A 26,867-nucleotide genomic window follows, 5' to 3' on the forward strand; every position below is an offset into this window, starting at 1 on the left:
AGAAAATTGGAATTGGGTTTATAAATATAATTTTAAATCAAATGAGAATGTTAAAGGAAAAGATTTATGAGCCAACTAAAAGCTGTTATTACCCGTTTAAGTCCAAGCTGTCGACAGTGTTTGCAGCAGGCAGCTAGGCTTTGTATCAATAACGGGCATCGCGAAGTCGATACCATCCACTTGCTACATGAACTCATTGCCACACCAAACAATGACGTGGATCAGATATTAAAAGTTAGTAAGATTAATCAACAGCTATTATTATCGGAGATAGCAGATTTACTAACTGGTTTTAGTCAGGCAACAGGCTCAACTCCTGTATTTAGTCAGGGCTTGATGGCTTTGTTAGAAGATGCGTGGGAGTTAGCGAGCAGCCTACATGGACAAAGTGAGAACAAAAACAGTCCGCTAGAAATTCGCTCAGGTCACATACTATTAGTTCTATTGGCTTATGAGCGTTACCAGTCACTACTCAAAACTTTGCCGGAGCAACTACAGTATATCGATCGCTTTACCCTCAAGGACGATTATGATCGCCAATGTTTCGGTAGTACTGAAGGTAGTGGCTCAGTTAAATCAGACAAAGCTGCGTTAAATGAGAATGCCAATTTCGGTAGTAGTGAACTTGATGGTTCAAAGCTTGATGGTACTGATTCTGATAACAGTCACGATCAATCAGATATAAGCCAGACCACCAAGCAGCCCACACCTGCCTTGGATAAATATACTTATGACCTAACCGCCAAGGCCAGTGCTGAACAAATAGACCCAGTCATTGGTCGTGAGTTTGAGATTCATCAACTGATCGATATTTTGATTCGCCGTCGCCAAAATAATCCTATCTTGACGGGTGAGGCAGGCGTTGGTAAAACTGCTGTGGTAGAAGGTTTGGCACAAAAGATAGTCGCCGGTTATGTCCCTGATCAATTAAAAGATGTGACGATACGCAGTCTCGACATGGGGCTACTGCAAGCAGGCGCAAGTGTCAAAGGTGAGTTTGAAAATCGCTTAAAGCAAGTCATCGAAGAAGTTCAAGCCTCATTACACCCAATTATCTTGTTCATCGATGAGGCGCACACGCTTATCGGTGCTGGCGGGCAGGCTGGTCAAAATGATGCTGCAAACTTACTTAAGCCTGCACTGGCTCGCGGTGAGCTAAGAACGATTGCTGCTACTACTTGGTCAGAGTACAAAAAGTACTTCGAAAAAGACGCTGCCTTATCGCGCCGCTTCCAAGTCGTCAAAGTAGATGAGCCTGATATCGATACAGCGGTCGCGATGATTCGTGGTTTGAGTGCCAAGATGCAGGAGCATTTCGGTATATTAATAGACGATGATGCGCTACAAGCGGCGGTCGAGTTATCAGCACGTTATATCAGTGACAGACAGCTACCCGATAAAGCAGTAAGCGTGTTAGATACGGCAGCTGCACGCGTAAGCTTATCAAAGACAGCCATGCCCAATCAGCTTGATCGACTAAAAGCTAAGGGTGTACAGCTAGAGCAACACATTAATAATTTGAGTCAGCAGCTTGAACGTATTGGCGGTGTTGATGAAAAAGAAAAAGTTAGCCAACAAATTGCCATACTCGACGAGCAACGCCAGACGAATCAACAAAGCATTTCTGATATGACGAGCCGCTGGCAGGAGCAACGCCAGCTTAATGATCAACTTGATGCGCTCAACCAGCAGTTGAATAGCGAGCTAGATGACTCTAATACTCTTAGTGCAAAAGCGCGCTTAGAAAAACAAGTAGAGTACCAAAATATTGAGCAGCAATTAAAACAAGTACAAGAAACGCAACGTCTTATACATGCTGTACTAGATCGTCAGATCATCAAACAAATTATCTCAGATTGGACAGGTATCCCGTTAACGGATATGGCAGGTAACGAAAAAAACCACATATTGACCTTGGCTGATACTTTGCAAGAGCGCGTCATTGGACAAGACCATTCTGTTGCCGCTATCGTCAAGCGTATTCATACAGCGAAAGCACGCTTAGATGATCCTAATCGTCCGCAAGGCGTGTTCTTATTAGTAGGGCCAAGCGGCGTTGGGAAGACAGAAACGGCATTGGCACTATCTGAAGTATTATATGGAGGAGAGCGTAATCTAATCACGATTAACCTGTCCGAATATCAAGAAGCTCATAGTGTAGCGTCTTTAAAAGGCTCGCCACCAGGCTACGTTGGTTATGGCGAAGGGGGCGTATTGACTGAGGCCATCAGACGCCGACCTTATAGTGTTCTATTACTTGATGAGGTGGAAAAAGCCCATCCGGATGTCTTGGATTTATTTTATCAAGTGTTTGATAAAGGGGTAATGGAAGATAGCGAAGGGCGCATAATCGACTTCAAGAATACTCTTATTTTGCTGACCAGTAATATTGGTTCCTCTACTATTATGCAGCAATGTATCAATACTGATCCTACTGTTACTGATTTTAGCTTACCCGACAGTGACAGCCTAAAACAAGCAATCAACCCGCATTTGTATAAAGCCTTTAAACCAGCATTTTTGGGCCGTCTGACGGTGATACCTTACTATCCGTTGACTGATGACGCGCTAGCGGAAATTATTCGCCTTAAGCTAGATAAAATCACTGGTCGTATTCGTGATAATTACGATGTCCCTTGTATCGTCGATCCTGAGGTTATTGAGCTAATTTTATCGCGTTGTCATGAAGTTGACTCTGGTGCACGCAATGCGGACGCTATTATCAGTCATACGTTGCTACCGCAGCTGGCAGGTCAGCTACTTGCTCATGATGATAGTCAAAGTGTACTGAAAAAGATTACGGTATTCGTCGATGAGAATGACGATTTTGCTTATCGTCTCGACTGCGATGTTATTGTGGCTCTCAATCAAATGGCGCAATACAGTGAAGATGAGACTGAAGCTAATTCTGACACTGAGAATACTACTAATATTAATTCAAAAGGCCAGCTTGAAAGTAGCAGTAATGATCAAGTCAATACAGCAGCAATCAAGCAGCTGACTGCAAAACAGGTGGCTAGCAAAAAGACCTCTACAAAAAAAGCTACTACCAAAAAGACTCCAGCGAAAAAAACGGCAACCAAAAAGATTACTGAAGAGGATTTATCATAATGAGTGTTGACCATTCTTCGTTACCCAGCATAGAAACTCTTATAGCGCCTATTGCAGATAGTCATCAAGGCGTCGGTGAAGACCTGACCTTTGATCCACGCATTGATGCTATCGTTGCTGCCCGTCAAGAAGATGATCCACTGCTGGCGCAAGGCAATTGGGTCACTGAACTCAAAGTCGCTGATTGGGACTTTGTGAAAACTCAATGTACAGACTTGCTGACTGATACCAGTAAAGATATGAAGCTAGCATTATGGTATGTCGATGCGCTCAGTCATACCGATCATCTAGCAGGCATTAGTCATGGGTTACGCTTGCTACAGGAACTAAATGATGAGTATTGGCTCACCATGTATCCACCACTAGATGGTGAAGACGATAGTATGGATATCAGAGCAGGTTTGCTCTCGTGGTTCGTCAAGGCTTTAACAGATGATCTCAAGCAACTACCGCTCTCTGATACTAAGATTGGCAATTATAATTATAATTACTATTTGACCGCTCGTGACCATGATAAGCAGCGTCAGCAAAATCCAGATAGTGAAGCCAGTAATCAGTTAACACTTAGTGATTATAACCAAGCTATTAAGAACAGTAGCGAGTCTTGGCAACAAGCCTTAATGACTGAACTTGGTAATATAACTACTCAGTGGCAGACCTTAACTGATCAGCTTAACGATCTCATGGGTATGGATGCTCCGGTTTTTGCGCCGGTGACTGATTTATTAATTGCACTCAAACAACATTTGCACCCGTTGATACCTGAACAATTTGATAACGCAAACAAAACTATTCAAGAGGGTATAACTGATGCGAATATCTATGATAATAGTAATGAGGATGTGACATCAAGGAGTGCTGGGCAGCCATCTGCTTCAACAAACGCCGTGTCAACTAGCTTTAATCCTACCAATCGCGATCATCAAAGCAACCGTCGGCAAGCACTTAAACTGTTAGGGCAAATACAAGACTACTTTGCAACCAATGAGCCGCACAGCCCAGTGACGTTTTTACTTGGCCGTGCCATTGATTGGGCAGATATGCCACTGGACCAGTGGCTCACTCATATTATTAAGAACGAAGATCAGTTAGCGATGCTCTCTGACATGATTGGTATTCAGCCCAAACGTGAGTCATCAGATGATAGCTATTGATTCGTTTGTTAATTGGACAGTTGGTTGGGATGTACTAGAGGTTGGGCTGTTTGTTAGCTTGTAGTCTATCCAGAATATTTACACCTTGTCATTTTAAGCTTTAAACCTTGGACTTAGAGAGAAGGGCACTTTATGGTATGGACTCAAACAAAGCGGCATGTGCAACTGAGTAGTGCTCATCCTGATATTGCCACCAGTCTCATTCAGCAGGCTGACTTGGTTGAAAGCTTACTGGGGTTGCCTTTGCCCGACAGCGTTTGGGGTAAGCCTGCGCTTATGCCAACGCCTGACGCTTATCCAAGCCCTTATCATCAAGATCAACGAGCGCAGACCTATCAACAGCGTCAGCTCGCTCTGTTTTGTGGCTACCGTATTAGCATGACTTTACTGCATCCCCAAGCAGGAATGGATATAAAGCAGTGGCTAGGGCAAAGTCTTGCTATTCACTGGCATACGGCTGATACGCTACTGCCGAGCCAAATTCGCCACGGTATCATCACTGAAGTCATCGCTTTAGGTAGCAACAGTGGTATGGCCGCCTACCGCATCATCTGTGAACCAGCTCTTAGTCAGCTACGCTTAAGCAGTCACAACCGCCGTCACCATCATTTAAGTCTAAGTGAGCTTATCAAAGATATTATTAGCCCATATAACATAAACGTTGAGATTGACGAGCGCTTAAGTAGCGCCAGCAATTACCATATACAGCACAGCGTCCAATATAACCAAACGGATCTGGCTTACTTAATCCAATATCTCGCTCTATACGGCATCACTGGCTACTACCGTCATGAGGCGGACAAGCACACCCTAGTGCTCATTCCCAACGACCATAGCGACTTACGTCCAGATCATAACGATATCCAGAGTATCCTTAGTCAAAACCCCGCCAGTCTCGCCGATAGACAAGACCGTATCACTGCCATATACCCACAAATAGCCCAGCACACCCAGCAAAGCCAGCTCACCCGCTATGACAATCGATTAGTAGGCACCTATACTGGCAACAGCACCAGCGAGCAAGCCATAGATACAGACAGCCCAAGCAGCCACAGCCGCTTCCTGCACAGTCATAGCTACCTAAATGACGACGGACTAACTGCGCTTGCCACCCGCTATCAGCAGCACGCCCAACAACATGCCAACCTTGGCAGTCTAACCGGCAATATTCGCCATCTGAGTCTACCAAGCGCCCATTTCATCAGTGGCAACCCGTATCTCACCGAACCAATAAGCCTAGTCTCCATTCACCACAGTATCAACAACCACATACCAGTGGACTGGCTTGGACATGCGCCCTTTGACCCGATAACCTTGCAGCCCAATACAAACCATGCACATGATAATGAAAACATCCATCAAATCACAGCCTGCTATATCCCATATCCGCATCACCACCATATCCCCTTTGGTGAGCAGTTAAGCGAGCTTGGCGCACCGCATCCCAGTCTCACAGGTCTGATGAGTGCCAGTATCGTTGATACCGCCAGTGGCAGCGCCGTAGACACTGACCGCAATCACCGCGCCCACATCCGTTTTCATTGGGAGGATACAGACAGCACTGAACAATGCAGCGACAATAGAAACGACAGCGCCCAATGGATACCCATCGCCAGCCACTTAGTCGGTGATCACATGGGACACACCCAGCCTTTGCGTCACGGACAACACGTCCTCATTGACTTCATCGGTGGCGACCTGACCCATCCCATCATTATTGGCAGCACCCACAACGGCCAAGGCAACGATAACGCCCAACACAACCGCATCGCCAGTGACACAGACTTTATCGACGCCACTAGTCCCGCTTGGTTCATCAACCAAAGCCATGCCCATCCCATCGACGGCATCAAAACCCAAAGCATTGACAGCAGCCGCACCGGAGAAGCGACTAAAGACAGCACCACCAACGGCTACAACCAGCTCATGTTTGACGCCCACCCAAACAGTCTGCAAATCAATCTCTATAGCAGCAGCTATCAATCCAGCTTGAGCTTAGGGCATCTCTACCAGCACAGCGACCACACCCGAGGTCAAGCGCGTGGACAAGGCATCAGTCTTGAAACTGAGGCTGCCGCCAACGTCCAAGGCAGCACAGGTATTCATATCAGTAGCAGTCAAACTGCCAGCCAAGCATCAAACGCTCATATGAGTCACAGCAGCCATGGCAAACTGCAAACCGCTGATCAGCATCAACAAGCTTACGCGCAGCTAGCTGACACCCATCAGCCAGTTGGACTAGAAGGCAATGCTAGTAACAAGCAAAGCGGCAATAAAGCAGACAGTCAAACCTTCTTTGCCGAATTTAGCCAAGACACCAACGACAACAACTTAAATGAATCTGGACAATGGCAACAGCCGCATGTATTGATCGACTCCCAGCGTCATCTAGCCCTATTAAGTGGACAACACAGTCAGCACACCAGCACGAAGAGCACGCACAGTCATGCGACAGGTAGTACTCACCATCATAGCCAAACGCAGATGAACCAGTTGGTGGCAGGCGACATTCACTATTACTCAAACAAAGCACAGACCCATACCGCCGCGTACGGCGATGTGACATTGCACGCCCATCAAGATGAGATGCGTCTGGATAGCGAGCAAGTGCTACGTATCCATAGCCGCGATAGTATTGAGTTTATCGCCCCTGATACGTTGACGCTAAAAGCGGCAGGGAGCGGTATTGAGATATCGGGTGGTAATGTGACGTTTATTACGCCCAAGCAAGTTGGGTATAAAGCGAGTAAGGTGGATTGGGGGAGTGGGGGTGGACGTGGTCCAACGATTACCATGCCTCAAGATGAGCTTGCCGACTGTGCTGCCAAGACTGGTAGTGCTGGTAATAAAGGTGGAGCAGTCTAAGCATGCTAATACCAAAAGTAGAGTTCCTCGATGATATTCAAGCGACCGACGCTTATCAAAAGCAACTTAAGGCTTTATATCTAACAGTCTCTGATAATCAATATCAAACGCTGACGGTCCTTATCGATCTAAATACTTACGGTACAGCCGTCTTTGATTTATTGGACTGCGGCATAGATTTGCCATTTAAGCGCATCAAACGCATTCATCATAGCTTTAGCGATGATTTGGCACTTATTGAGATGTCACTAGATAGTAGTAAAGGTCAACGGCTACTTGAGCAGCTACTGGCATTGGCACTATATGAAAACACCTATGATATATCTGGTCATCCGCATCCACGTAGTGTCTGTCTATGGTTGTTTGACCAACCAATCACTAAAACGCTCAAACATAGTATATATCTGATAGGACAGGCGTATGGAATGGGGACAAAAAAGCGTCGTTATTTGCGCTATTGGGATCCTAGAGTCATGGCTCTATTAACACATCTGTGGACCGATCAACAAAAGCTACAAGTATATAAGTTGGGCTTATCTCACATTTGTTATGTGGATTGGAATAATGAAATGAACGTACTAACGTTTCCGACACTCAATGAAGTATATCCATCTAATACGGAAGTGGAGTTAGAGCAGCTCCAGCCTTTACCTTTTCGGTTCAGTCAGCAGCAGTGGCAGCTGCTTGGGCAAGCGGAGTGGATAAATATGATATTGCGGCAACTGAAAGAACGAATAGTGATTAACACTCAATCCTATAAAACTGTGATGAACCAAGCATTACTTATTGTTCAACGTCAAACTACGCAGCAGCAAGCAGTTAAGAATATTGTTGAGAGTTTAGAGCAGCCTAGAAATCAGGGAGTAGGGAGATGAGTAGTGACTTAAGTTTTATGGATAGATTGATAAATAATCATAGAAGTTACCAAGACAAAAAGAAATCCGAGCCTGTAGTATTAGAGTACAACTATGAGATTCCAATTAAAAGCGATGAGCCGTCCGTAGAAGTGCTTGCAGATAAAATAACAGTTATCGCAGAAACGAGCTGTTCTTATAAGTGCGGAAAAGTTGGCATACCGATTTTACCTGTAGTATTGAGTAAAACAGACTATAAAATATCGCCAAGAGACGAGCGTTACTTTTCCCATTCTATTACCCCTATACCATCCAGTCACAATGCGGTTGCAAGCCTACCCACTCATTCTTATTTATACTGTTATGTAGAAGATAATGAAGGTTGTTATTGGTATGAATATTACACAGGGTCTGATGGTGCACTAAAAGAAAAAAGACGTTTGTTTGAGGAGGATTTTGTAGAAGATATTAATCGGTCTGGACAGATACAAGTCCAGAATATAGATGAGTCTGATAGCAATGATATTGACGAAGGAGCACAGCCATTTAATTGTACAGAAAAAAATCATAGTACGTTGGATAGTAAATTTATTACTTTGCTTCAAGGAGATATAGCATGGTTGATGGTCAGTCATGTAAAACTGAGTAAAGCCACATTAAAAAAATATGTTGATAACAAAGAGCTACGTAATAAACGCATGCAAAAGTTCATTGCCGATGACTTAACTGGCAATAAAAATACCGTTAATATGAGCACTAGTGAAGTTGGATATATAAAGAGTTTTTCTCAACGCAAACAGCTCACTCAAGATGGAGATATTGCAAGTAGAGTTGATGTATCAGAGCAAAGTGGAGGCAATGATATAGTAGGAGGTACGGTAGCCGCTACAGCGCTTTATAGAAGCATGGAGAGGAGTATTGAAGAATACGGTGAAGCTCTTGCTTTAGAAATTAAACCCATGATGGTTGCTCTACACGATCCTGTAGGCGAAGTATTAGCAGCAGCAGAGAAGCGAAATTATCTACTCAAAAAACTTGATGATGCTCAAAAAGATAAAGGTAAAATCCGAGAGCAAGTCAATGCCATTATTATCGACAATATCCGAAAAAGTTTAGAAGCCAGTGTTGAGTACGATTCAACTGTACCGCAAGCGCCTAGTACTATGGGTTATCATATAACAGGTCGCAATGAGATCAGCCAAAAAAATAATAAAAACATTTATAACTATATCAATCAAGAAAAATTCCAAGCTGTCCTAGAGGAGGCAAAAAAGAGCCGTCAAGACAAAGCCGCTATTGCCGCTGCACGACAAACCTTTGTCGAGGCCATTACAAATCCAGAGTTTGCTAGGGTAATGCGTGAAGACTTCCCTAAAAATGATGAGGACAGTCATGTAGGTTACGCGCAAGTTATCGCCCAAGCCATTCAAGGCATCGGTATTGACGAGAGTAATATCGGCATACCTGACAGCATATGGGCAGACTATCAGCCTGAGCAAGCATCTGGCATGAGTGCCAAGCAAGAGTTTGAACAATCGCTACTACCTTGTATCACAGGCGATACTTCTATAGAGGACAACTGGCTAATAAAAGCACTCATTGGTCTGGATCAAGAAGACATCAACAGAATGCAAGACGCACCAACCTTTGAAAACCTAGCCCGAGCAAGCGACTTTGTCGGTACAGCGACGAACTGGGCAATGGCATTTAAAGCTGAAAAGCAAAAACAGAACATTAAAGCCAATATAGCTCATGATATTCAGCGTCTCAACGATCTTGCTAACTACAAAGCGCAAGTCGTACAAACTCTAAGTAGTAACATGGCACATATAAAAGACAACCATAAACTGCTCTACAAACTTGATCTGTGGTCACAAGCTACTGTGCATCAAGCTACAGAGTTTAAACTGGCGCAAAGAGTTCTAAAGTATAGTCCAAAAGCCGTACTTAAATGGAGCGAGCAGCGTCTGAGTCGGTCTATTAATAAAGCTAAACCCCATGCCACGCTACTACCAGCCAGTATCGACAATAGAGTTGTCAGTAGCGCCTCCTCAGTCCAAACACCAATTGCTATAGATTTAGTAAACTCACATGGTGTGAATCAAACAGCTCTGGATATATTTGATAAATCAGCTAATGGTAATGAGCACGCTCGTACTGTAGTCACTATGTATGCAAGCGAAGATATCGCACGTACCACGCAAACCATTAATGAAGACATAACTAGACAGGTCACTCAGCTCAACAGCGATCTTGACCCTATAAATGGTCAGTATAGTCAACTTGAGCGCCAATCAGCAGGTAAAGCGGCACTAGTATCAGTAGGTATTGGGCTGTTTCAGCTGCGTAGTATTTGGATGGGCAAGAGCAGTCTTAGCAGTATGACGCGTAGAGGCGATCGGGCGGGTCTTGAGTTTATGACCGCTTATGCTAGTACGACACTTGTGCTCATGACTGCCAGCCTAGATGTTGCCAATGCGGGACTACAGATGAAAGCGGCGCGTAATGCATGGGTGGCAAGGCTTAGTTTAAGCGTGGGTGTGCTTGGGGCAGTCGGTGCAGGATTTGAGGTGTACAGTTTACTTACAAGTCTTGAAAGACATATGGAGAATAAAAGTGGTATCAGTGAAAGAGCTACAAACATAGCAATTGGCTCAGCACTTACAGCAGGTGTAGCAGGTCTTGGCTATGGCACATTGGTATTTGCAAGCGCAGGTGCTTTTGCATTACCTTGGCTGGGCGCTATCATAGCTATTGCATGGGGCGTTAGCTTAATCGCTCAATGGGTCGCGTTCCGCTATGACAAAGGTCATATATTGCCCGTTCACTATTGGTTAGATGCTGGCATCTTTGGCAATAAGTCTATGCTAAATGACGAGTATCCCAATAATCCGTTTAAGATACAGGCAATGAGTAGCCTTGAGCAAGATATGCACGCTTACTCCTTAGCTTTAACTGAGATACAAGTTAATCCAAGGTTTGCAACAAGTACTGCTGATTTTAGACAAACATTATCAGGACAAATAGAGATAACATTAAGTCAATGGAACGATAATAGTGAGCTTGTCGTAGAGTTTATCGGTATCGGCAATCAAGAGCTGGGACTAGATAGAAAGTCCTTTAGCATAGAGACGCTTAAGCGACAAAACAAAGCCATGATCACCGAAGCAGGACTACAAGTTACCTTAGACATCCCTAAAACCAGTCACTTTCAAGCGCAATATTTAGGCTCATACAAAGAAGGCACACGAGACCCCAATAAGATACAGCAAATGCAAGAAGCTAAAGAGAGAGCACAAGCTAATCCTAACCGTCAGATTGAACAGTTAAGAGTGGTAGTTTTGTACTCACTAAACCCAAGTATGAATCCATATTATCAACTGCGTACGACGGTGACCAGCTAATAGAGATAAATCAATGATTGAAGACAAACATAGTCAATTTGCCAAACACATTAATGAGTTGCAAGAAGTTCTTGAAAGCCCTTATAGCAGCAAGATAGATAAAACGTTATTAAAAGATAGCGAGGATATCGAGCACCTAAATAAAGAAATTGCTAATATTAATCCCGACTACTTAACTTTTTTTCCTAGCTATTTTTGGTATTGGTATTTTGGTATTGGCTGGGTTTATTTTTCTACTTTCATGTTTCTTATTCTTTTTACTAATGATCTTTTAAATTTACAAAGTTCTAATATACCTCTATTATTACTAGATATTTTTATAGCATTATTTGTATTTATTCCGTCCTGTACACCTCTAATTCTACTTCTCTATCAACTTATAAGAAAACATCCATACCGTATACAATACTACTTCTTAAGAGAAGAGCAAAAAGTCGCTTATTACTATCGCCCTTCACTACAGTTTTTTAAACCTTTTGAGTTAAAGATAGTAGATTATAAAGACCTCATTCCTGAAATACACACCATCAAAAATAATACTGCTTATACGCCGCTAAACTTATATATTGCCGACCCTAAGACAGGGAATATTACGCATCATATCAAACCACATGATGTCAGTGTTGACCCGCGTGTACATTGGGCATTTATTCGCACCTACATGGAAAGTGATGCCAAAGACTTACCGATAAATCCTGAGTTCTGCGAAGCTTATCCCGCTGATACCAGTAAATCACTGTTCGCTTGTAGCGATATTGTTTTTCGTAAATACGGTATATTACCAAACGATCATTCTGGCGGTGGTCAAATTATGGTCTTTATAATAGGCTCACTATTTACACTTGGATATCTATTGCAAGGAAATAATTATCAAACTGCCAAACGCGCCATCCTACATCCTGACGTGCAAAAGCTACTCACATGGGACGGTCAAGATAATCCGTATCCGATACAGCCTATAACTGATGAAGCCAGATTAGCCTTTGAAGGTAGCAATTGGGAAGTTAATGTCAGATGGGTGTGTATCATACTTATTAATGTTGGCTTATTTGTATGGGCTGTGGTGGCTTATAATAGTTAGTGAGAATTAAGATAATATGCAATTACGCGACGATTTCGCCAAACATATCAGTGAGCTTCACAATCCTATTGACCGTCCCTATACTACCAGTATAGACAAAAGCTTATTAGAGAGTACTGAAGATATTGAACATCTAAATAAAGAAATTCACGACGTCAATCCTGATTACTTAACATTCCTACCTGCGTACTTTTGGGTGTTTTATTTTGTTATTGGCTGGGTTTACGTATCAGCGTTATTTCTATCGAATTTTATCTATGATGATATTACTTACGTTTACGTTAGACCTGAAGGATGGGGTTTAATAAACATTGTAGGAACGATACTTTATCTTTTCGTAGCTGGAATACCTATTCTTTTACTTCTCTATCAACTCATTAGAAAGCACTTTATTCGCACCCAGTATTACTTTTTAAAAAAACAACAAAAAATAGCCTACTACTATCGTCCACTCTAGAAGTTTAGACAGCCCTATGAGCTTAAGATAGTGGACTACAAAGACGTTATTCCTGACTTGCATCAAGATCCATACAATCGAGCTTATACACCGCTTAATCTCTACGTCGCCGATCCTGACACAGGAGACATCACTCATCATTTGAAGCTTGAAGACTATCGAGTCAATCCTCGCGTACAATGGGCATTTATCCGTACCTATATGGAAAATGAAGCCGATGACTTACCGATAAATCCTGAGTTCTGCGAAGCTTACCCAGCTGACACTAGTAAATCACTGTTTGCTTGTGCTGATATTATCTATCGTAAAAACGGCATACTGCCTAGTGATCATTCTGGCGGTGGTCAAATCATGGTCTTTATAATAGGCTCAATAATAGCCTTAGGTAATCTATTTCAGGCTAATCATTACCAATGCACCAAACGCGCTATCTTACATCCCGACGTGCAAAAGCTACTCACATGGGACGGTCAAGATAACCCGTATCCAATACAGCCCATAACTTATGAAGCCAAACTAGCCTTTGAAGGTAGAAATTGGGAGGTTAATGTCAGATGGATGTGTATCATACTCATCAACGTTGGCTTATTTGTATGGACAGTGGTAGCTAGCATATAGCTAAGTTGAGTTCTATTATGATACTACCAGTGCCACAAAAACTCTCTATCGGTAAGATTATTGGACATCCTTATCAAGGTGAAATTGCTAATTTTAAAGAGAAAGAATATAGCATTGATAGATTAAGTTCGCTTATTCATGAGGTAAACCCAGATTATCTGCTGTTCCATCCTTCTATCAACTCTATTCAATCAGTAATTCTGTTAGCATCTTATGGAGCGGCGTGGTTATTTGGGCAAAGTTCTTTTTATTTTCATTGTATCAATAGTTAAATATTTTGTGATTGAAGGGTTTGAACTAATAGTATTATTTCCAATTGGTATGATCATTCTTTTTTTAACATTAATTGGTTTCGCTCTTTTCCTAATATTAAGACAGCTTAAAAGTAGAAAATCTCGATATAAAAAAGTCTTATTGCTAAAGCAAACGCAACAGCTTGCCTACTACGAACACAATCGCAAGCAAGCACCTATCTTTCACCTAATCAATTATAAAGACATCACAGCCTCAGTTAGACGTAGTGAAGGCTTAGTCTATGAAGTTCTGAATTTACACGTTATCGATGAGTCAACAGGGGGGGGGTTGATACACTCTATTAGCTTTGAAGAAATGCGAATCAATCCCTACGATCAATGGGCATTCATTCGCACCTATATGGAACGTCCAGCAGATGAGCTGCCACTTGATCCGAGATATGCCCATGCCTGTCCCACCGATATCAGTACCTCGCTCCTTGCCTGTGCTGATATCGCTCAAGAAAAAAAGAATAAAGGTTTAACAGGACTACGCCATGAAGTCACTATCATGGGTTGGTTGCGAGCCTGTACGGTCAGCTACTTAGACCTAGCAGAGGGCAATATTTATCAATCCAGTGCTAATCCTGCTTTGCATCCTGAGGTACAGAACAAACTCACATGGAACGGGCAAAATAATCCGTACAATATTTTGCCCGTTACACCCGAGCGCCAAGCCGCTTTTAATAATGAGAACCAAACGGTAAAGCTAAAATGGTATTCAGGTATTGCGGTCAATGCAACATGGTTTATTGGATCGATACTATATGTGATGCTGGTGATTGCTTAGATAGCATCGCCTGCCGCTGCACTACCTGCGCTGCCACTATTAGCAATTCTGTTTGTTGGCATGACCTTAAGTTATACTTTTCAACGTCTAGCCTATAAGTTTGATGATAAACAAAACGTATTAATAGAATACTGGCTAGACAATAGCGTGTTTGGTAATAAAGCCATGCGAACACCAGACTACTATCTGATAAATCCATTCCAAGAAAAACCTGCTTTTAATAGCTTAGCAGAAGATATTAGTGGTTTTATCACCGCCTCTACCTTATTTTTAGCCAATAATCGTTTACAAACCTTTCAAGGTAATGTGCCTATAGAGCATAAAACAGACTCAAACAGTGGGATAAGGCTACCGCCAGTCTTTGGTAGTAGGCGCGAGCACCTTACCTTATTTGAAAGTAAGGTTGTTATTGGCAATTGGGATAAAGCCAGTCAATTAACAATAGAAGTAGTCGCTGATAAAGCTGGTAGAGAACAAAGCCTATATAAAGCAACATTCTATCACTCTGCCAGTGGCAAACCCTCTGCTAGTAGTATCGCATCATCAGCTATTGAGCAGTTAAGGCCTGTAGTGACTAAAGGAGAGTCAGACGATCAGTATATTATTAATACTCAGCTATTAAAGTTTGAACCTCGTAGTATTAATAATGCAAAAGTGATTGTGACTTATACGCCTGATACTAGCCGCAATCCGTCATATCCTTTAAAAGACGTTGGCTATTTAGATAACGACAAGTATTAAAGGTTGCGAGAAAATAATGATTTATAATCCTCCAAACAATACTCATCCTATCGGAAAGCTATTAAGTAAACCTTATGAAGAAACTATACCTGCTTATCGAGAGAAAATACCTAGCATAGAAAAACTTAGCCGTGATGTGCATGAAGTCAACCCAGATTATCTACTGTTTCATCCAATTATTAACTCGTATCAATTGGTTGGCTTTTTAATGGCTTACGCCTTTAGTTGGTTGTTTGGGCAAGGTCTATTCATATTCTTAGTAGTATCATTTAGTTATTTGATTATTGAAGAGTTTGAATTATTGTCTTTATTTCCCATTGGTATGCTTATTTTATTTTTAATAGTTTTTGGTTATGCGTCATACTTAGTTTTGAAACAACTTAAAAACAAAAAGTCTTATTCCAACAAACTCATATTACTAAAACAGACCCAACAAATTGCCTACTATGAGCACAATCGCAAACAAGAGCCTATTTTTCATCTGATTAATTACAAAGACATTGTTGCCTCAGTCAGACACAATAAGGGCGTCGAATTTAAGGCTTTAAATCTACATGTAATTGATCCTAACACAAACCAAACCATTCAAAATATCAACCTAGAAGACATGCAACTCAACCCTTATGATCAGTGGACGTTTATTCGCACCTATATGGAACGTCCAGCAGATGAGCTACCGCTTGATCCGAGATATGCCCACGCCTGTCCCACCGATATCAGTACTTCGCTCCTTGCCTGTGCTGATATTGCCCAAGAGAAGAAAAACAAAGGCTTAACAGGACTACGCCATGAAGTCACTATCATGGGCTGGCTACGAGCCTGTACGGTTAGCTACTTAGACCTAGCAGAGGGCAATATTTATCAATCCAGTGCCAATCCTGCTTTGCATCCTGAGGTACAACGTAGACTCATGTGGGATGGAGAAAACAACCCATATAATATCTTACCTGTCACAGCAGAGCGCCAAGCGGCTTTTGATAATGAGAACCAAACGGTAAAGCTGAAATGGTATTCAGGAATTGCTATTAATGCGACATGGTTTATTGGGTCTATATTATTTGTCATGCTGGTGATTGCTTAAATGAAAACTGGAATGTATTGACCCAAATACCATTGGCAGATTAATGACAGCGCTGAACAAAGCGTCATGGACAGCACGTACTTATCGATTTCATTGTGGGCGACATCACCCATCCCATCATTGTCGGTATGTAGTGGTAACTTATAATAGCTAACGAAGTCACAATTTTAGACTATGTTTTGATTACAAGCTGTACCTCTAATTTAGTTTTCCTGTTTCGTTACAAGGGTGACTAATTATATGTTGAGTCTAAAAATCCTAGCGTAGGATATGTGGTCAAATATATATGAATTAAGTATTAAAAAAGGAGCGACAGTATCTAATACCGTCACTCCCTTTATTTTATTAATAGGTCGACTATATCGAGCCATATATTACTAATAGTTAATTTAAGATGGCCTCACCAGCTAGTCAACGACGAGGCGCTACTTTGACTGATAAAACCGTCTGGCGTTTGTCCATTGTTAGCCTGCCAGCTTTGAAATGCCTTACGAGTATTGGTGCCAATAATTCCATCAGCGCCTTTGGTATCATAGCCTGCACTGGTTAAGCGCTGTTGTAAACGGGTCACTTGTGAGGTCGATAGTGGACGCTCATAACGCGGCCATGATTTACGTAGGCCACTTTTTCCAACGATTGCATTACCTAATAAGCTGACACCCAATGCATAGTTTGATGAATTATTATAGACTTTTATCACATCGAAGTTAGGGCTAAGCAGCAGAGCTGGACCATCTTTGCCAGCAGGTAGCCAAAGCTCCATCTGCGTATTGGCATCTAAACTTACATCATCAATGGTATCGAGACCAAGAGCGGCCCATCTAGCAGCAGGCTGCTTGGTGCTGACCGTAGAGTAATCAAAAGATGCTGGCAAGGTGACTTCGTAAAATGGCGCTAGACCGCGTATCCAGCCTGAGTTACTCAGGTAGTTGGCAGTTGATGCCAGCGCGTCAGCTGTTGACCACGGATTGCGATGACCATTACTATCGCCATCGACACCATGTTTTACCCAAGTATCAGGGATGAACTGCGTCTGTCCCATACCACCTGCCCAAGAGCCTTCAAGCTGAGACCAAGATACATCGCCACGTTGTAATAGCTGCATGAGTGACAATAATTGAGTCTCAGCGAACTCTTGACGGCGTCCATCATAGGCAAGGCTTGCAAGTGCACTTGGTAGGTAGCTATTGCCAGTGACCGCACCAAAAGATGATTCCATACCCCAAATTGCGGCAATGATCTCTGCATTGACACCATATTGCGATTCTAAACTTGATAGATACGAACGCTGCTCTGTAAATTTACGTTTACCAGTTGCGATTCGCGCATCGGACGCCGCAGAGTCTGCATACTCCCATGGCATTTTAGAAAACTCAGGCTGACCTGAATCGAGTGAAATAACTTGCTCGTTTAGGTAGGCTGAGCTGAGCAAACGTTGTACATCTGAGGAGCTGTATCCGGCAGACATAGCACGCATAGAGAAGTCCGACTTCCACTCTGCAAAACTGCGGTAGCTAGGCTTAGGGGTGATGACCGTCTGTTGTTGAACGATGACAGGAGCAGGCTTTACTTTGATGGTTTGGGTCTGGGTCACCTGAACACTGCCTTGGCGCACAGGCTTAGTTGGTTGCTGCGTTGTTGGTTGAGTGGCACAACCAGCTGCTAGTAGTATAGGCAGTAGGATCGCATATTGCTTGTTTAACATCATAAAAGGTCTCGAATATCAGTAAGTACTAAAACAGTAGTAGAAAAATAGGTCAAATTTAAAACAAGTTTGAGGTCATAAAGTATCGGTGCTAAGAGCTGTTATGAGCCAACAACGAAAAATTACTGTAGCAATAAACAGGGATAAAGTCGATGGTATAAATACGGTTATTATTGGTTTTAAAATAGATAATTAGAAGGGAGATACTGTTTGGCGGGTGTTGTTTTGAGTGTGGAGATACAGGGGAGCTTTTAAGAATACTAGCGTGATGGAACGAATACGACAAAGTCTCGAAGCGTAGTCAGTATTAAACAGTAATATCTTTAGAAGAAGAACAAAAATTAGTTATTTAATAAGCGAATGGTTATATTTAATAGGGTTTAAAGAAGCTAATCAGAAGATCGTTGCTTAATAAACCAACCAATGATAATAACCACGACCAATCCACCAAGAATTTTGGAGTAAGGTGCTAGCGTCGTTTCAACCACTTGATAGTTTTCGCCAAGATAATAACCTGCAAGCGTCAATATGGTCGTCCAGATACTAGAGCCTAATGCCGTTAAGGTTAAAAAAGGTAAAAGTGACATTTTATTCATCCCAGCAGGGATTGAGATAAATGAGCGAATACCAGGTACCATTCTTCCAAAAAAAACTGCTTTTTTACCGTGTTTATCAAACCAGTCATTGGTAGCAGAGATATCATCAGGCTTTACAAAAACGTATTTGCCATATTTCTCTGCGAACGTCATCAGTCGTTCTTTATCAAATAGGCTTCCTAGATAATATAAAGGTAGGGCACCTAGCGTCGCGCCAAGCGTACCAGCCAGTATGACTATTATAAGATTTAAATCACCTTTTGATGCGGCAAAACCTGCGGCTGGCATAATGACTTCAGAAGGTATAGGCGGAAAAACATTTTCGGCAAACATAGCGAATACAATGCCAAAATAGCCAAACTTTGCCATGATAGCCAGTATCCACTCGCTAATTTGATTCATTGTAATCACTTTTGAGTTTTAGTGAGTGTTCGCTTTTTGAGCGTAAACAATAAATGTACGCCAATTTTGTTACCTATAAATCTCAATTAAGGTATGTTATGTAAATATATATAGCGTAATGAAATCCAGACACAAAAAAACCTCAAGTAAACTAATACTTGAGGCGAAACTTGCTTAAACTTAATAGTCTAAATTTGTTTTAGCTGTTTACAAAATATGGCGCAGCGGACGGGACTCGAACCCGCGACCCCCGGCGTGACAGGCCGGTATTCTAACCAACTGAACTACCGCTGCTTAGGTCGTTTAGCTTTTTTACCACAAGCTAGTAAGTGGTGGGTGATGACGGATTCGAACCGCCGACATTCTGCGTGTAAGGCAGACGCTCTACCAACTGAGCTAATCACCCGCTCTGTGGGTGTGTATTATATAGATTTACATCTGCCTGTCAAATAGTATTTTATAAAAATTTCAAATAATTCAAAATAGATTGTAATCATGAGCTCTGGTAGCAGCAGTTTATAATAATAAGTGATTAAAACACCTTGAATAAATATATGTTAAGCAAAGGTTTTTATCATAGTACAACATGAAGATGATTTATTAAATTGCTCGTATTAAAAGTGGCTTGTTATCGTTATCCATTGTTTGATAATAAAAAACTACTATACTACTAAGCCATAGAGAGTAGTTATTAATACTTTATATTCATATTCTGTTCTGTGTAGAGTGAGGGAGGCGGTTATAGAATCTTTAGCGACTGAGCAGCACCTTGCATCGTGGTCTTGGGGTAACTTTGCAGGTTTAGGACTGTTGTTACACATCATACTAATGGTGGTTATGACGTTGCGTGTTGTTTCGGTACAGCGCAATATTGGAGTGGCTATTGCATGGATAGCCGTTCTATACATGCTACCAGTGTTTGGGTTTATAGCCTATGTTCTGGTCGGCGAACCGATGATTGGTCGTCGTTATCGCCAGCGTGTGGATCAAGCAAGTTTGCTAATGAACGACATGGCAGCACGTGAGCGGATGGTGTTCGATCAAGGACAAGATTTGTTGCCGATTAACTATCGGGGCGTGAGTCGTATCGGTACACGCTGGACAGGATTTGGCGTGTTCGCTGGTCATCGGATGCAACTGCTAACTTCATCTAGAGCGTTTTTCAATCACCTTATTAGTGATATCGATAATGCTAAGCGTACCATTCTCATAGAGTTTTATATTATTTATCCCAAAGGCCAAGTCTTAGAGGTGCTAGAGTCTCTAGCTGCTGCCGCCAAACGCGGAGTAGAGTGTCATATATTAATAGACAGTGTCGGTAGTTTCAGCTTTTTTAATAGCTCTGAGCATCGATCATTGGAGCGGGCAGGCGTGTTTGTACACCAGTCGCTACCAGTAGGGTTGTTTAAGACATTATTTAAACGCTCTGATTTGCGCAATCATCGTAAGATTGTGGTGATCGACGAGTATATCGGTTATACCGGTAGTTTTAATTTGGTGGATCCCAAGTTTTTTAAACAAGACAAAGGCGTTGGGCAGTGGGTTGATGTGATGATGCGCAGCGTTAGTCAGCAGCCAATTAGCATAGCTACGGCCATGGCCAAAGTTGTCATTACTGATATCGGCGCTGAAAATAATGACAATCTAGATGCGCTAGATAAGCGGGTAAATAGCTATACTCGTAAGTTGTATGTATTAAACCCAACCATCAACGATATTAACAGCCGCATACAGGTGCTCGTTGATGATTTGGATAATTATATACCTACCGTACCAGGGTCGAAGTCGATTGCGATACCGCAAATGCCTGTGGTTGATGATGTCGTCGCGCAGCTTATTCCTTCAGCGCCGCAAGTGACCGCTCATGTTATTTACAATACCTTAGTGACTATTATTCACCGCGCCAATAAGCGTATTCAAATTACGACGCCTTACTTTGTACCAGATGAAGCGCTGTCAGGAGCATTAGAAACAGCAGCAAAGCGCGGTGTCGATGTGACCTTGATTATCCCAGAAAAGGTAGATTCGTTTTTAGTGCAGCATGCGTCACAAGCGTATTATCAAGAGCTGCTTGAAGCTGGCGTAAAGATTGCATTATTCCAAGGTGGACTATTACATGCCAAGACGGTAGTCATCGATGATGATTATTGTCTGTTTGGTACAGTGAACATCGATATGCGTAGCTTTTATTTAAATATGGAGGTCAGTTTGGCTATTTATACACCTGAGATGGTTGCTCAAGTCGCTGACTGCCAAGATACTTATTTGCAAAGCTGCCGATTTTTAAGTCTAAAAGAGTGGCAGCAGCGCCGCGGTTCCGAGCGTTTATTTGACAATGTAGTACGTCTGTTTAGTCCTCTATTGTAGCCGCTATTATCTTTGTATAACTGATACTTAATCTAGTAATGCCATTTGTGATTTTTATTAAAAGGATATGCCTACTCCATGCTTGCTACGTCAGATGCTACTTTAGCTAAGATCCCTAAAACGTCACTTGATCATATGGCAGAAGGCTACTGGCAAGATTTTATAGCAGATCGTCCTATTGCAGGTGGTATCGCTTATGAGGAGCAGTTGCATGAGTGTCAATTGGATGAATCGCTCGCCAGCTTACAGCGAGTAGATACGCTGATTTTACAGATACGCCGCGATCTTTCAAAGACAAAAGATCAATCTGAAGGCTTAAATGAGGTTGCACTGCTGACTGATGAGCGTTATCGCAACTTATTACTGTTTATGGCATTTTATGCAGGGCGAGTGCTGGCGCACCAGTGGCAAAGCGAACCACATTGGTATGGACAGTTTGAGCTAAAAAAGCGTTTTGACACGCTACCGTTGATTGCAGATGATTTTTATCAATCCATGGCTGTGGTGTACGAAGACCATTCTGATAATAACGCTAATATATTCTTTGCATTGGAGCCGATAGGGCTACGTTTGTTTGGTCATATTGATCGGCAGTTTCAGGCGGTACAAGGTGGGCAAATTGCTAGCGGACTTTATCAAGCGGTAAACGCGCGTTTACCACAAGCCAATAATATCGCTAGCAAGACGCTAGATAAGGCGCCCTTAGAGCGCTATTCTAAACCGTTAGATATTGGACAAGTAGCGACTCTTAAAGACAAAACCTCTGAGCATCATCAACACAAAGCTCAAGAGGTTAAGCCTCTAGCACAAGCCAAAACGCCTGAAATATTTACTCAGTTGCTTATAGAGTTAGATAAGATCGAAGTGCCACAAGCTACGGGCCACGATGACTATTTGCAAGCGTGCAAAATACTGGATCAATTCGAGCGTCATATTGATCGGCAAAATAAGCCGCGTGACCAAGTAAAGTTTTCAAAGCGGCATCAGGTAGCACGGCAGCAAGCCTTAACACGACTGCAAAATTCTGCTGAATCTGGTAATACAACTGCGATGCTACGATTGGCTATGTACGAGTTACTCAATGAGGGGCAAATAGCCGATGCAGAAGCCAGTAAAGTAGTAGGGACAGACTGGGTCAAACAAGCGGCAAACAAGAAAGATGTCCGTGCTCAGCGTTTACTTAGTAAAATGTACTATCAAGGTATCGGCGTGCCGCAAGAGGTGAGTAGCGGTCAGTATTGGTTAGAGGAAGCGGCTAAAAATGGCCATAAAGAAGCAGCAGATCTGGTGGCTAAGTGGCAACAAGCTCAAACATTAATCACATCGCAAAAACAAGAGCAGCATAGTATTAAGCGTTATCAAGTATTGCTAGGAGTAGTGGTACTTGGTGCAATATTGCTCATTGTATTTGTATAATAATCAAGCACTCACTGATCGTGTTGTAAGGTTTTAGACTGGCTATTTAACGATGTCATGAGACAATAATTAGTAGACCATACGATTTTCTGCGCACTTAGTCACTAAGTTGTATGGCTTTTTTATGATTTACGGTAGAATTTATCAACGGTTGACTGTCTAACTTGTCATTTTATCTATCACAAAACTGGGCTTTTCCATGCCATCACCTTCTGTACCGCCTTCTACTGAGTCTGAGCCATCAGCAGCTCAAAAAGATTTTGATAACGATACGCTGGACAATCATACGCTAGATAACTATGCGTTAAGTAGTGCTGCGCCAATCAAACGCACTACTCGTATGCCACCTTGGTATTATCAGCTTGCTATCACGCTACTAAAGCCATTGTATCGCATGCAGGTTTGGCGTCGTTCGCGCAGTCGTGACAATTATCAACAAGAAGTTGCGCAGCGCTTTGGCAAGCAGTATCCACCGCGTCCGGTAACGAGCGATACTCGTAATGATAAAACAATTTGGTGTCATGCCGTCTCGCTAGGGGAGACCAATACAGTCGCGCCCTTGCTCGACGCTCTATTGGCACAAGGCTATAATATATGGCTAACCAACACCACACAGACGGGTCACGCGCGCGGTGCCAGTCGTTTCGCGGAGGAGATTGCTCAAGGTCGGATGAGTCACAGCTATGTACCAGTAGATACGCCCGCCGTTATCGAGACATTTTTGGCGCATGTACAGCCTGTCGCTGCGTTGTTTGTCGAAACTGAATTGTGGGCAAACATTTTAGCCACTTTATCGCAAAAAGACATTCCTAGCATTCTGGTAAATGGGCGACTATCGGCAGCATCTTTTACCCGCTATCAAAAAATAAGTGCCGTAAGTGCTAGCATGATGCAAAACCTCAGTTTAATCATCGCGCAAGATAGTGACTCTGCTAAACGCTTCCGGCAGTTGGGAGCAGATAGTGCGCAGATACGCGTTGCAGGCTCACTTAAATGGGTCATCAACACGCCTAAAACTACCAATTCCAAAAACGTCACTGATTCCAGACTAGCAACTGATAAGGTCGAAGAAGATGGTGCTAATAATAAACTGTCGAATCTGTCTGATTTGCAGTTTATAGACCGTCCAGTTTGGATAGCGGCGAGCACTCATAGCGGTGAAGAAAGTATGGCGTTAGCGCTGCACCAGCAGCTATTAGATATAGCGGAGCTGTCTACGACCCTACTTATCATCGTACCCAGACATCCTGAGCGCTTTGATGAGGTGGCAGAGCTCATTAGCGAAACAGGTTTGCAAATGGCAAGGCGTAGTCAGGACGAAGACATCACTACAAAAACGCAGGTTTATCTGGCTGATAGTATGGGTGAGCTGATGCGATGGTATGCACAAGCAGATGTAGCGCTTGTTGGTGGTTCTATCGTTGACATCGGCGGCCATAATCCTGTGGAGCCTATGAGTGTGGGCACGCCAGTACTTATGGGGCAGTATACTCAATCATGTCAAAGCGTCGTAGATAAGCTGGCAAGCGCTGGTGCTTTATATCAACCAAACAATCATTTTTATCAAGCAATCGACAGTGACGAGCATCTAATAAACGACTCTAAAAGCGATGATGAGATGATATATCAACAGCTACAGTTTTGGCTGGGTCATTTAGAGACTGCCAAACGAGCGGGACAGGCAGGTAAGCAGATGACCATTCAGGAGCAGGCAGTATTACCCCGTCAGCTAGCGATGATAGAAGAGACAATTGAAAAGTTTTCTAGCGTGTATCCTCAGGCCGACCAGCCATATCTCTAATCGTCGTTCACTCTTATTTTTATTAAGCGATCTGCTCTATGAATTGTATTTTGTTGCCTGCATCTGATATTGCACCGCCTTATGCACAGATTAACTCGCCTGTACAAATCGAACACATCAATAAGGTATTAAAGCTACAAGTTGGTGCGACGCTCAAAATCGGTCAGCTTGGTGGCAATCTTGGTACAGCAGTTATTGACGATATGTCACCTAGTAACATACAGCTACGTGAGGTACAGCTCGATACTCCGTCACCAGCCAAATTAGAGGTTACTGTGATTTTGGCATTGCCACGGCCTAAAGTACTACGGCGCTTGATCATGGACATGACCGCATTGGGTGTTTGTCATATTATTCTGATTAATAGTTACCGTACCCAAAAGAGCTATTGGCAAAGTCCGCTACTGATGCGGCTTGATGAATTTGTATTAGAAGGTCTGCAGCAAGGGGTCGATACGATAGCGCCGCGCATTTCTTTACAAAAACGTTTTAAACCGTTCGTCGAAGATCAGCTGCCCAGTCTGATTACTCATGACGCTATAATCGCTCATCCTTATAGCGATTTGGCCTTTTCGCAATATCTACAACAACTGCCTGTAGAGTCTATATCTTCTGCAAGAGTTCAGCGGCCAGATGTGGTTTGCATCGGAGCTGAAGGGGGCTGGGTTGATTATGAGATTGAACTGCTATGTAAGCAGGGATGCAAAGCAGTAAATATAGGCCCTCGAATCTTACGCACAGAAGCTGCTGTAAACGTGATTTTGGGTCAATGGCTAATATAAAATGAATAGAATAAAACTCTCTATAAACTGTACTTTTTGGGGGCAGAACCAGTCGAAATAATGTATTGATAATTAATCTCATTTCTATTAGTATATTGTTTCTGGTTTTTATCATTGTTTTAGCAGTATAAACGCCTACCTAATTGCTCATCATCTAAACTATCTCACTTATCTTTTATACTATTATGGAGAAGACCATGTCATCGAACGCGGTTGCTGAACGTCTGTCGCTAACTCGCCCTGTTAAGGCTACTTTATCTGTTGCTGTCTTTGGCATGATGATGGGTCTAGTGGGTTGTAATAACGCATCTACTCCAGCTGAAGACGCAGAGACGCAAACGCCGACAACTGAAGAGGCCACTAGTGATAGTACCGTAGCGACTTCAGGTGATGATCAAGTGGTGACGATTTATTCGTCACGTAATGAGCAGCTTATTAAGCCATTGTTAGACAAGTATACCGAAGAGACAGGCGTAAAAATCGAGCTGGTTACTGACAAGACGGGTCCATTAATGGCACGCTTACAAGCTGAAGGTCAAAACACACCGGCCGATATGTTATTGACGGTCGATGCTGGGAACTTATGGCAAGCAGCACAGCAAGGATTATTGCAGCCAGTCGCTTCTACGGTACTTGAAAGTAATGTTCCTGCTAAATACCGAGATCCAAAAGGTCAGTGGACAGGTCTGTCGCTACGTGCACGCACGATATTTTATGATCCAAGCAAAGTCAATGCTGATGAGTTATCGACGTATGCAGATTTGGCTGATCCAAAGTGGAAAGGTAAACTGTGCTTGCGTACCTCTAAAAAGGTCTATAACCAATCGCTTGTCGCTAGTATGATGGAGCATTTGGGCGAAGAAAAGACAGAAGAGGTTATTCGTGGATGGGTCGATAATCTAGCGACTGACGTATTTAGTGATGATACCAGTATGTTAGAAGCCATCGCTGCGGGTCAATGTGAAGTTGGTATTGCTAACAGTTATTACTATGGCCGTATACTTGATGAAAAGCCTGACTTCCCTGTCGAGATATTTTGGGCAAACCAAGGTACAACAGGCACACATGTAAACATCTCTGGCGCTGGCGTGACCACCAATTCAGACAATCCAGATGGTGCGCTTAAACTAATAGAATGGTTGTCTTCTGATGAAGCGCAAGGTATTTATGCCAGCTCTGACAAAGAGTACCCAGTAAAAGAAGGCGTTGATGAGTCAGACATGCTCAGATCTTGGGGCACGTTCAAACAAGACGATATCAATGTGCAAAAATTTGGCGAACTACAGACACAAGCAATCCAGATGATGGACAAAGCAGGTTATAAATAATCTGTTGCTAGGTTTAGTTTA

19 protein-coding genes and 2 tRNA genes are annotated in these 26,867 nt (G+C 42.7%); 17 read left to right on the forward strand and 4 right to left on the reverse strand.

Going from position 1 to position 26,867, the window contains the following annotated elements; genetic code table 11:
- Positions 1-66 precede the first annotated feature (66 nt).
- The 12 genes from tssH to BTV98_RS03000 all read left to right on the forward strand — a co-directional run bounded on the left by tssH (position 67) and on the right by BTV98_RS03000 (position 16,449).
- Complete coding sequence (gene tssH / locus BTV98_RS02950) at positions 67-3,111, forward strand: type VI secretion system ATPase TssH (protein ID WP_058368761.1); 3,045 nt, start codon at positions 67-69, stop codon at positions 3,109-3,111.
- On the forward strand, positions 3,111-4,265 hold the full coding sequence (gene tssA, locus BTV98_RS02955; protein WP_058368760.1) for a type VI secretion system protein TssA: 1,155 nt from the start codon (positions 3,111-3,113) through the stop codon (positions 4,263-4,265). The genes tssH and tssA overlap by 1 nt, the downstream gene beginning before the upstream one ends.
- A gap of 132 nt (positions 4,266-4,397) precedes the next feature.
- Entirely contained in the window at positions 4,398-7,130 is a 2,733-nt protein-coding gene (locus tag BTV98_RS02960; protein ID WP_075102857.1) for a contractile injection system protein, VgrG/Pvc8 family, read from the forward strand.
- Positions 7,131-7,132: 2 nt separating this feature from the next.
- Entirely contained in the window at positions 7,133-8,005 is an 873-nt protein-coding gene (locus BTV98_RS02965) for a hypothetical protein (RefSeq protein ID WP_058368755.1), read from the forward strand.
- Positions 8,002-11,388 (forward strand): toxin VasX, encoded by a 3,387-nt coding sequence (locus BTV98_RS02970; RefSeq protein WP_075102858.1) that lies wholly within the window; start codon positions 8,002-8,004, stop codon positions 11,386-11,388. The genes BTV98_RS02965 and BTV98_RS02970 overlap by 4 nt, the downstream gene beginning before the upstream one ends.
- Before the next feature lie 13 nt (positions 11,389-11,401).
- Entirely contained in the window at positions 11,402-12,469 is a 1,068-nt protein-coding gene (locus BTV98_RS02975; protein ID WP_075102859.1) for a hypothetical protein, read from the forward strand.
- Positions 12,470-12,485: 16 nt separating this feature from the next.
- A complete protein-coding gene (locus BTV98_RS02980; protein WP_075102860.1) occupies positions 12,486-12,926 on the forward strand; it encodes a hypothetical protein in 441 nt (146 codons plus the stop codon).
- Positions 12,927-12,956: 30 nt separating this feature from the next.
- Positions 12,957-13,544, forward strand: a complete 588-nt coding sequence (locus BTV98_RS02985) for a hypothetical protein (RefSeq protein ID WP_075102861.1) — start codon at positions 12,957-12,959, stop codon at positions 13,542-13,544.
- Between the two features lie 17 nt (positions 13,545-13,561).
- Entirely contained in the window at positions 13,562-13,816 is a 255-nt protein-coding gene (locus tag BTV98_RS13505) for a hypothetical protein (RefSeq protein ID WP_143505598.1), read from the forward strand.
- A gap of 142 nt (positions 13,817-13,958) precedes the next feature.
- Positions 13,959-14,627, forward strand: coding sequence for a hypothetical protein (locus tag BTV98_RS02990; protein WP_143505600.1), 669 nt, complete (start codon positions 13,959-13,961; stop codon positions 14,625-14,627).
- A gap of 60 nt (positions 14,628-14,687) precedes the next feature.
- Complete coding sequence (locus tag BTV98_RS02995; protein WP_075102863.1) at positions 14,688-15,368, forward strand: hypothetical protein; 681 nt, start codon at positions 14,688-14,690, stop codon at positions 15,366-15,368.
- 16 nt (positions 15,369-15,384) lie between these two features.
- Positions 15,385-16,449 (forward strand): DUF6708 domain-containing protein, encoded by a 1,065-nt coding sequence (locus tag BTV98_RS03000; protein ID WP_075102864.1) that lies wholly within the window; start codon positions 15,385-15,387, stop codon positions 16,447-16,449.
- 400 nt (positions 16,450-16,849) lie between these two features.
- On the opposite strand, the gene BTV98_RS03005 is transcribed toward BTV98_RS03000, so the two are convergent.
- The 4 genes from BTV98_RS03005 to BTV98_RS03020 form a co-directional block, all read right to left on the reverse strand.
- Positions 16,850-18,157: a lytic murein transglycosylase gene (locus BTV98_RS03005; protein ID WP_075102865.1), complete on the reverse strand. Its 1,308-nt coding sequence runs from the start codon at positions 18,155-18,157 to the stop codon at positions 16,850-16,852.
- 386 nt (positions 18,158-18,543) lie between these two features.
- Positions 18,544-19,152, reverse strand: a complete 609-nt coding sequence (locus BTV98_RS03010) for a DedA family protein (RefSeq protein WP_075102866.1) — start codon at positions 19,150-19,152, stop codon at positions 18,544-18,546.
- Between the two features lie 217 nt (positions 19,153-19,369).
- Positions 19,370-19,446: transfer RNA gene (locus tag BTV98_RS03015), tRNA-Asp, on the reverse strand.
- Positions 19,447-19,482: 36 nt separating this feature from the next.
- Positions 19,483-19,558 (reverse strand) — tRNA-Val (locus BTV98_RS03020).
- Between the two features lie 320 nt (positions 19,559-19,878).
- On the opposite strand from BTV98_RS03020, the gene BTV98_RS03025 reads away from it, so the two are divergent.
- The 5 genes from BTV98_RS03025 (at position 19,879) to BTV98_RS03045 (ending at position 26,846) form a co-directional block, all read left to right on the forward strand.
- Positions 19,879-21,519 carry a cardiolipin synthase gene (locus BTV98_RS03025; RefSeq protein ID WP_058369121.1) on the forward strand — a complete coding sequence of 547 codons (1,641 nt, stop codon included), beginning with the start codon at positions 19,879-19,881 and terminating at the stop codon, positions 21,517-21,519.
- Positions 21,520-21,597: 78 nt separating this feature from the next.
- Positions 21,598-22,935, forward strand: coding sequence for a tetratricopeptide repeat protein (locus BTV98_RS13745; protein WP_058369120.1), 1,338 nt, complete (start codon positions 21,598-21,600; stop codon positions 22,933-22,935).
- A 199-nt stretch (positions 22,936-23,134) separates the two neighbouring features.
- A complete protein-coding gene (locus tag BTV98_RS03035) occupies positions 23,135-24,736 on the forward strand; it encodes a 3-deoxy-D-manno-octulosonic acid transferase (RefSeq protein ID WP_227511761.1) in 1,602 nt (533 codons plus the stop codon).
- 38 nt (positions 24,737-24,774) lie between these two features.
- Positions 24,775-25,518 (forward strand): 16S rRNA (uracil(1498)-N(3))-methyltransferase, encoded by a 744-nt coding sequence (locus tag BTV98_RS03040; RefSeq protein WP_058369119.1) that lies wholly within the window; start codon positions 24,775-24,777, stop codon positions 25,516-25,518.
- Between the two features lie 197 nt (positions 25,519-25,715).
- Entirely contained in the window at positions 25,716-26,846 is a 1,131-nt protein-coding gene (locus BTV98_RS03045; protein WP_058369118.1) for a Fe(3+) ABC transporter substrate-binding protein, read from the forward strand.
- The last annotated feature ends 21 nt before the right edge of the window (positions 26,847-26,867 follow it).

The sequence above is a fragment of the Psychrobacter sp. Cmf 22.2 genome, from assembly GCF_001921745.1.
Taxonomy (GTDB): Bacteria; Pseudomonadota; Gammaproteobacteria; order Pseudomonadales; family Moraxellaceae; genus Psychrobacter.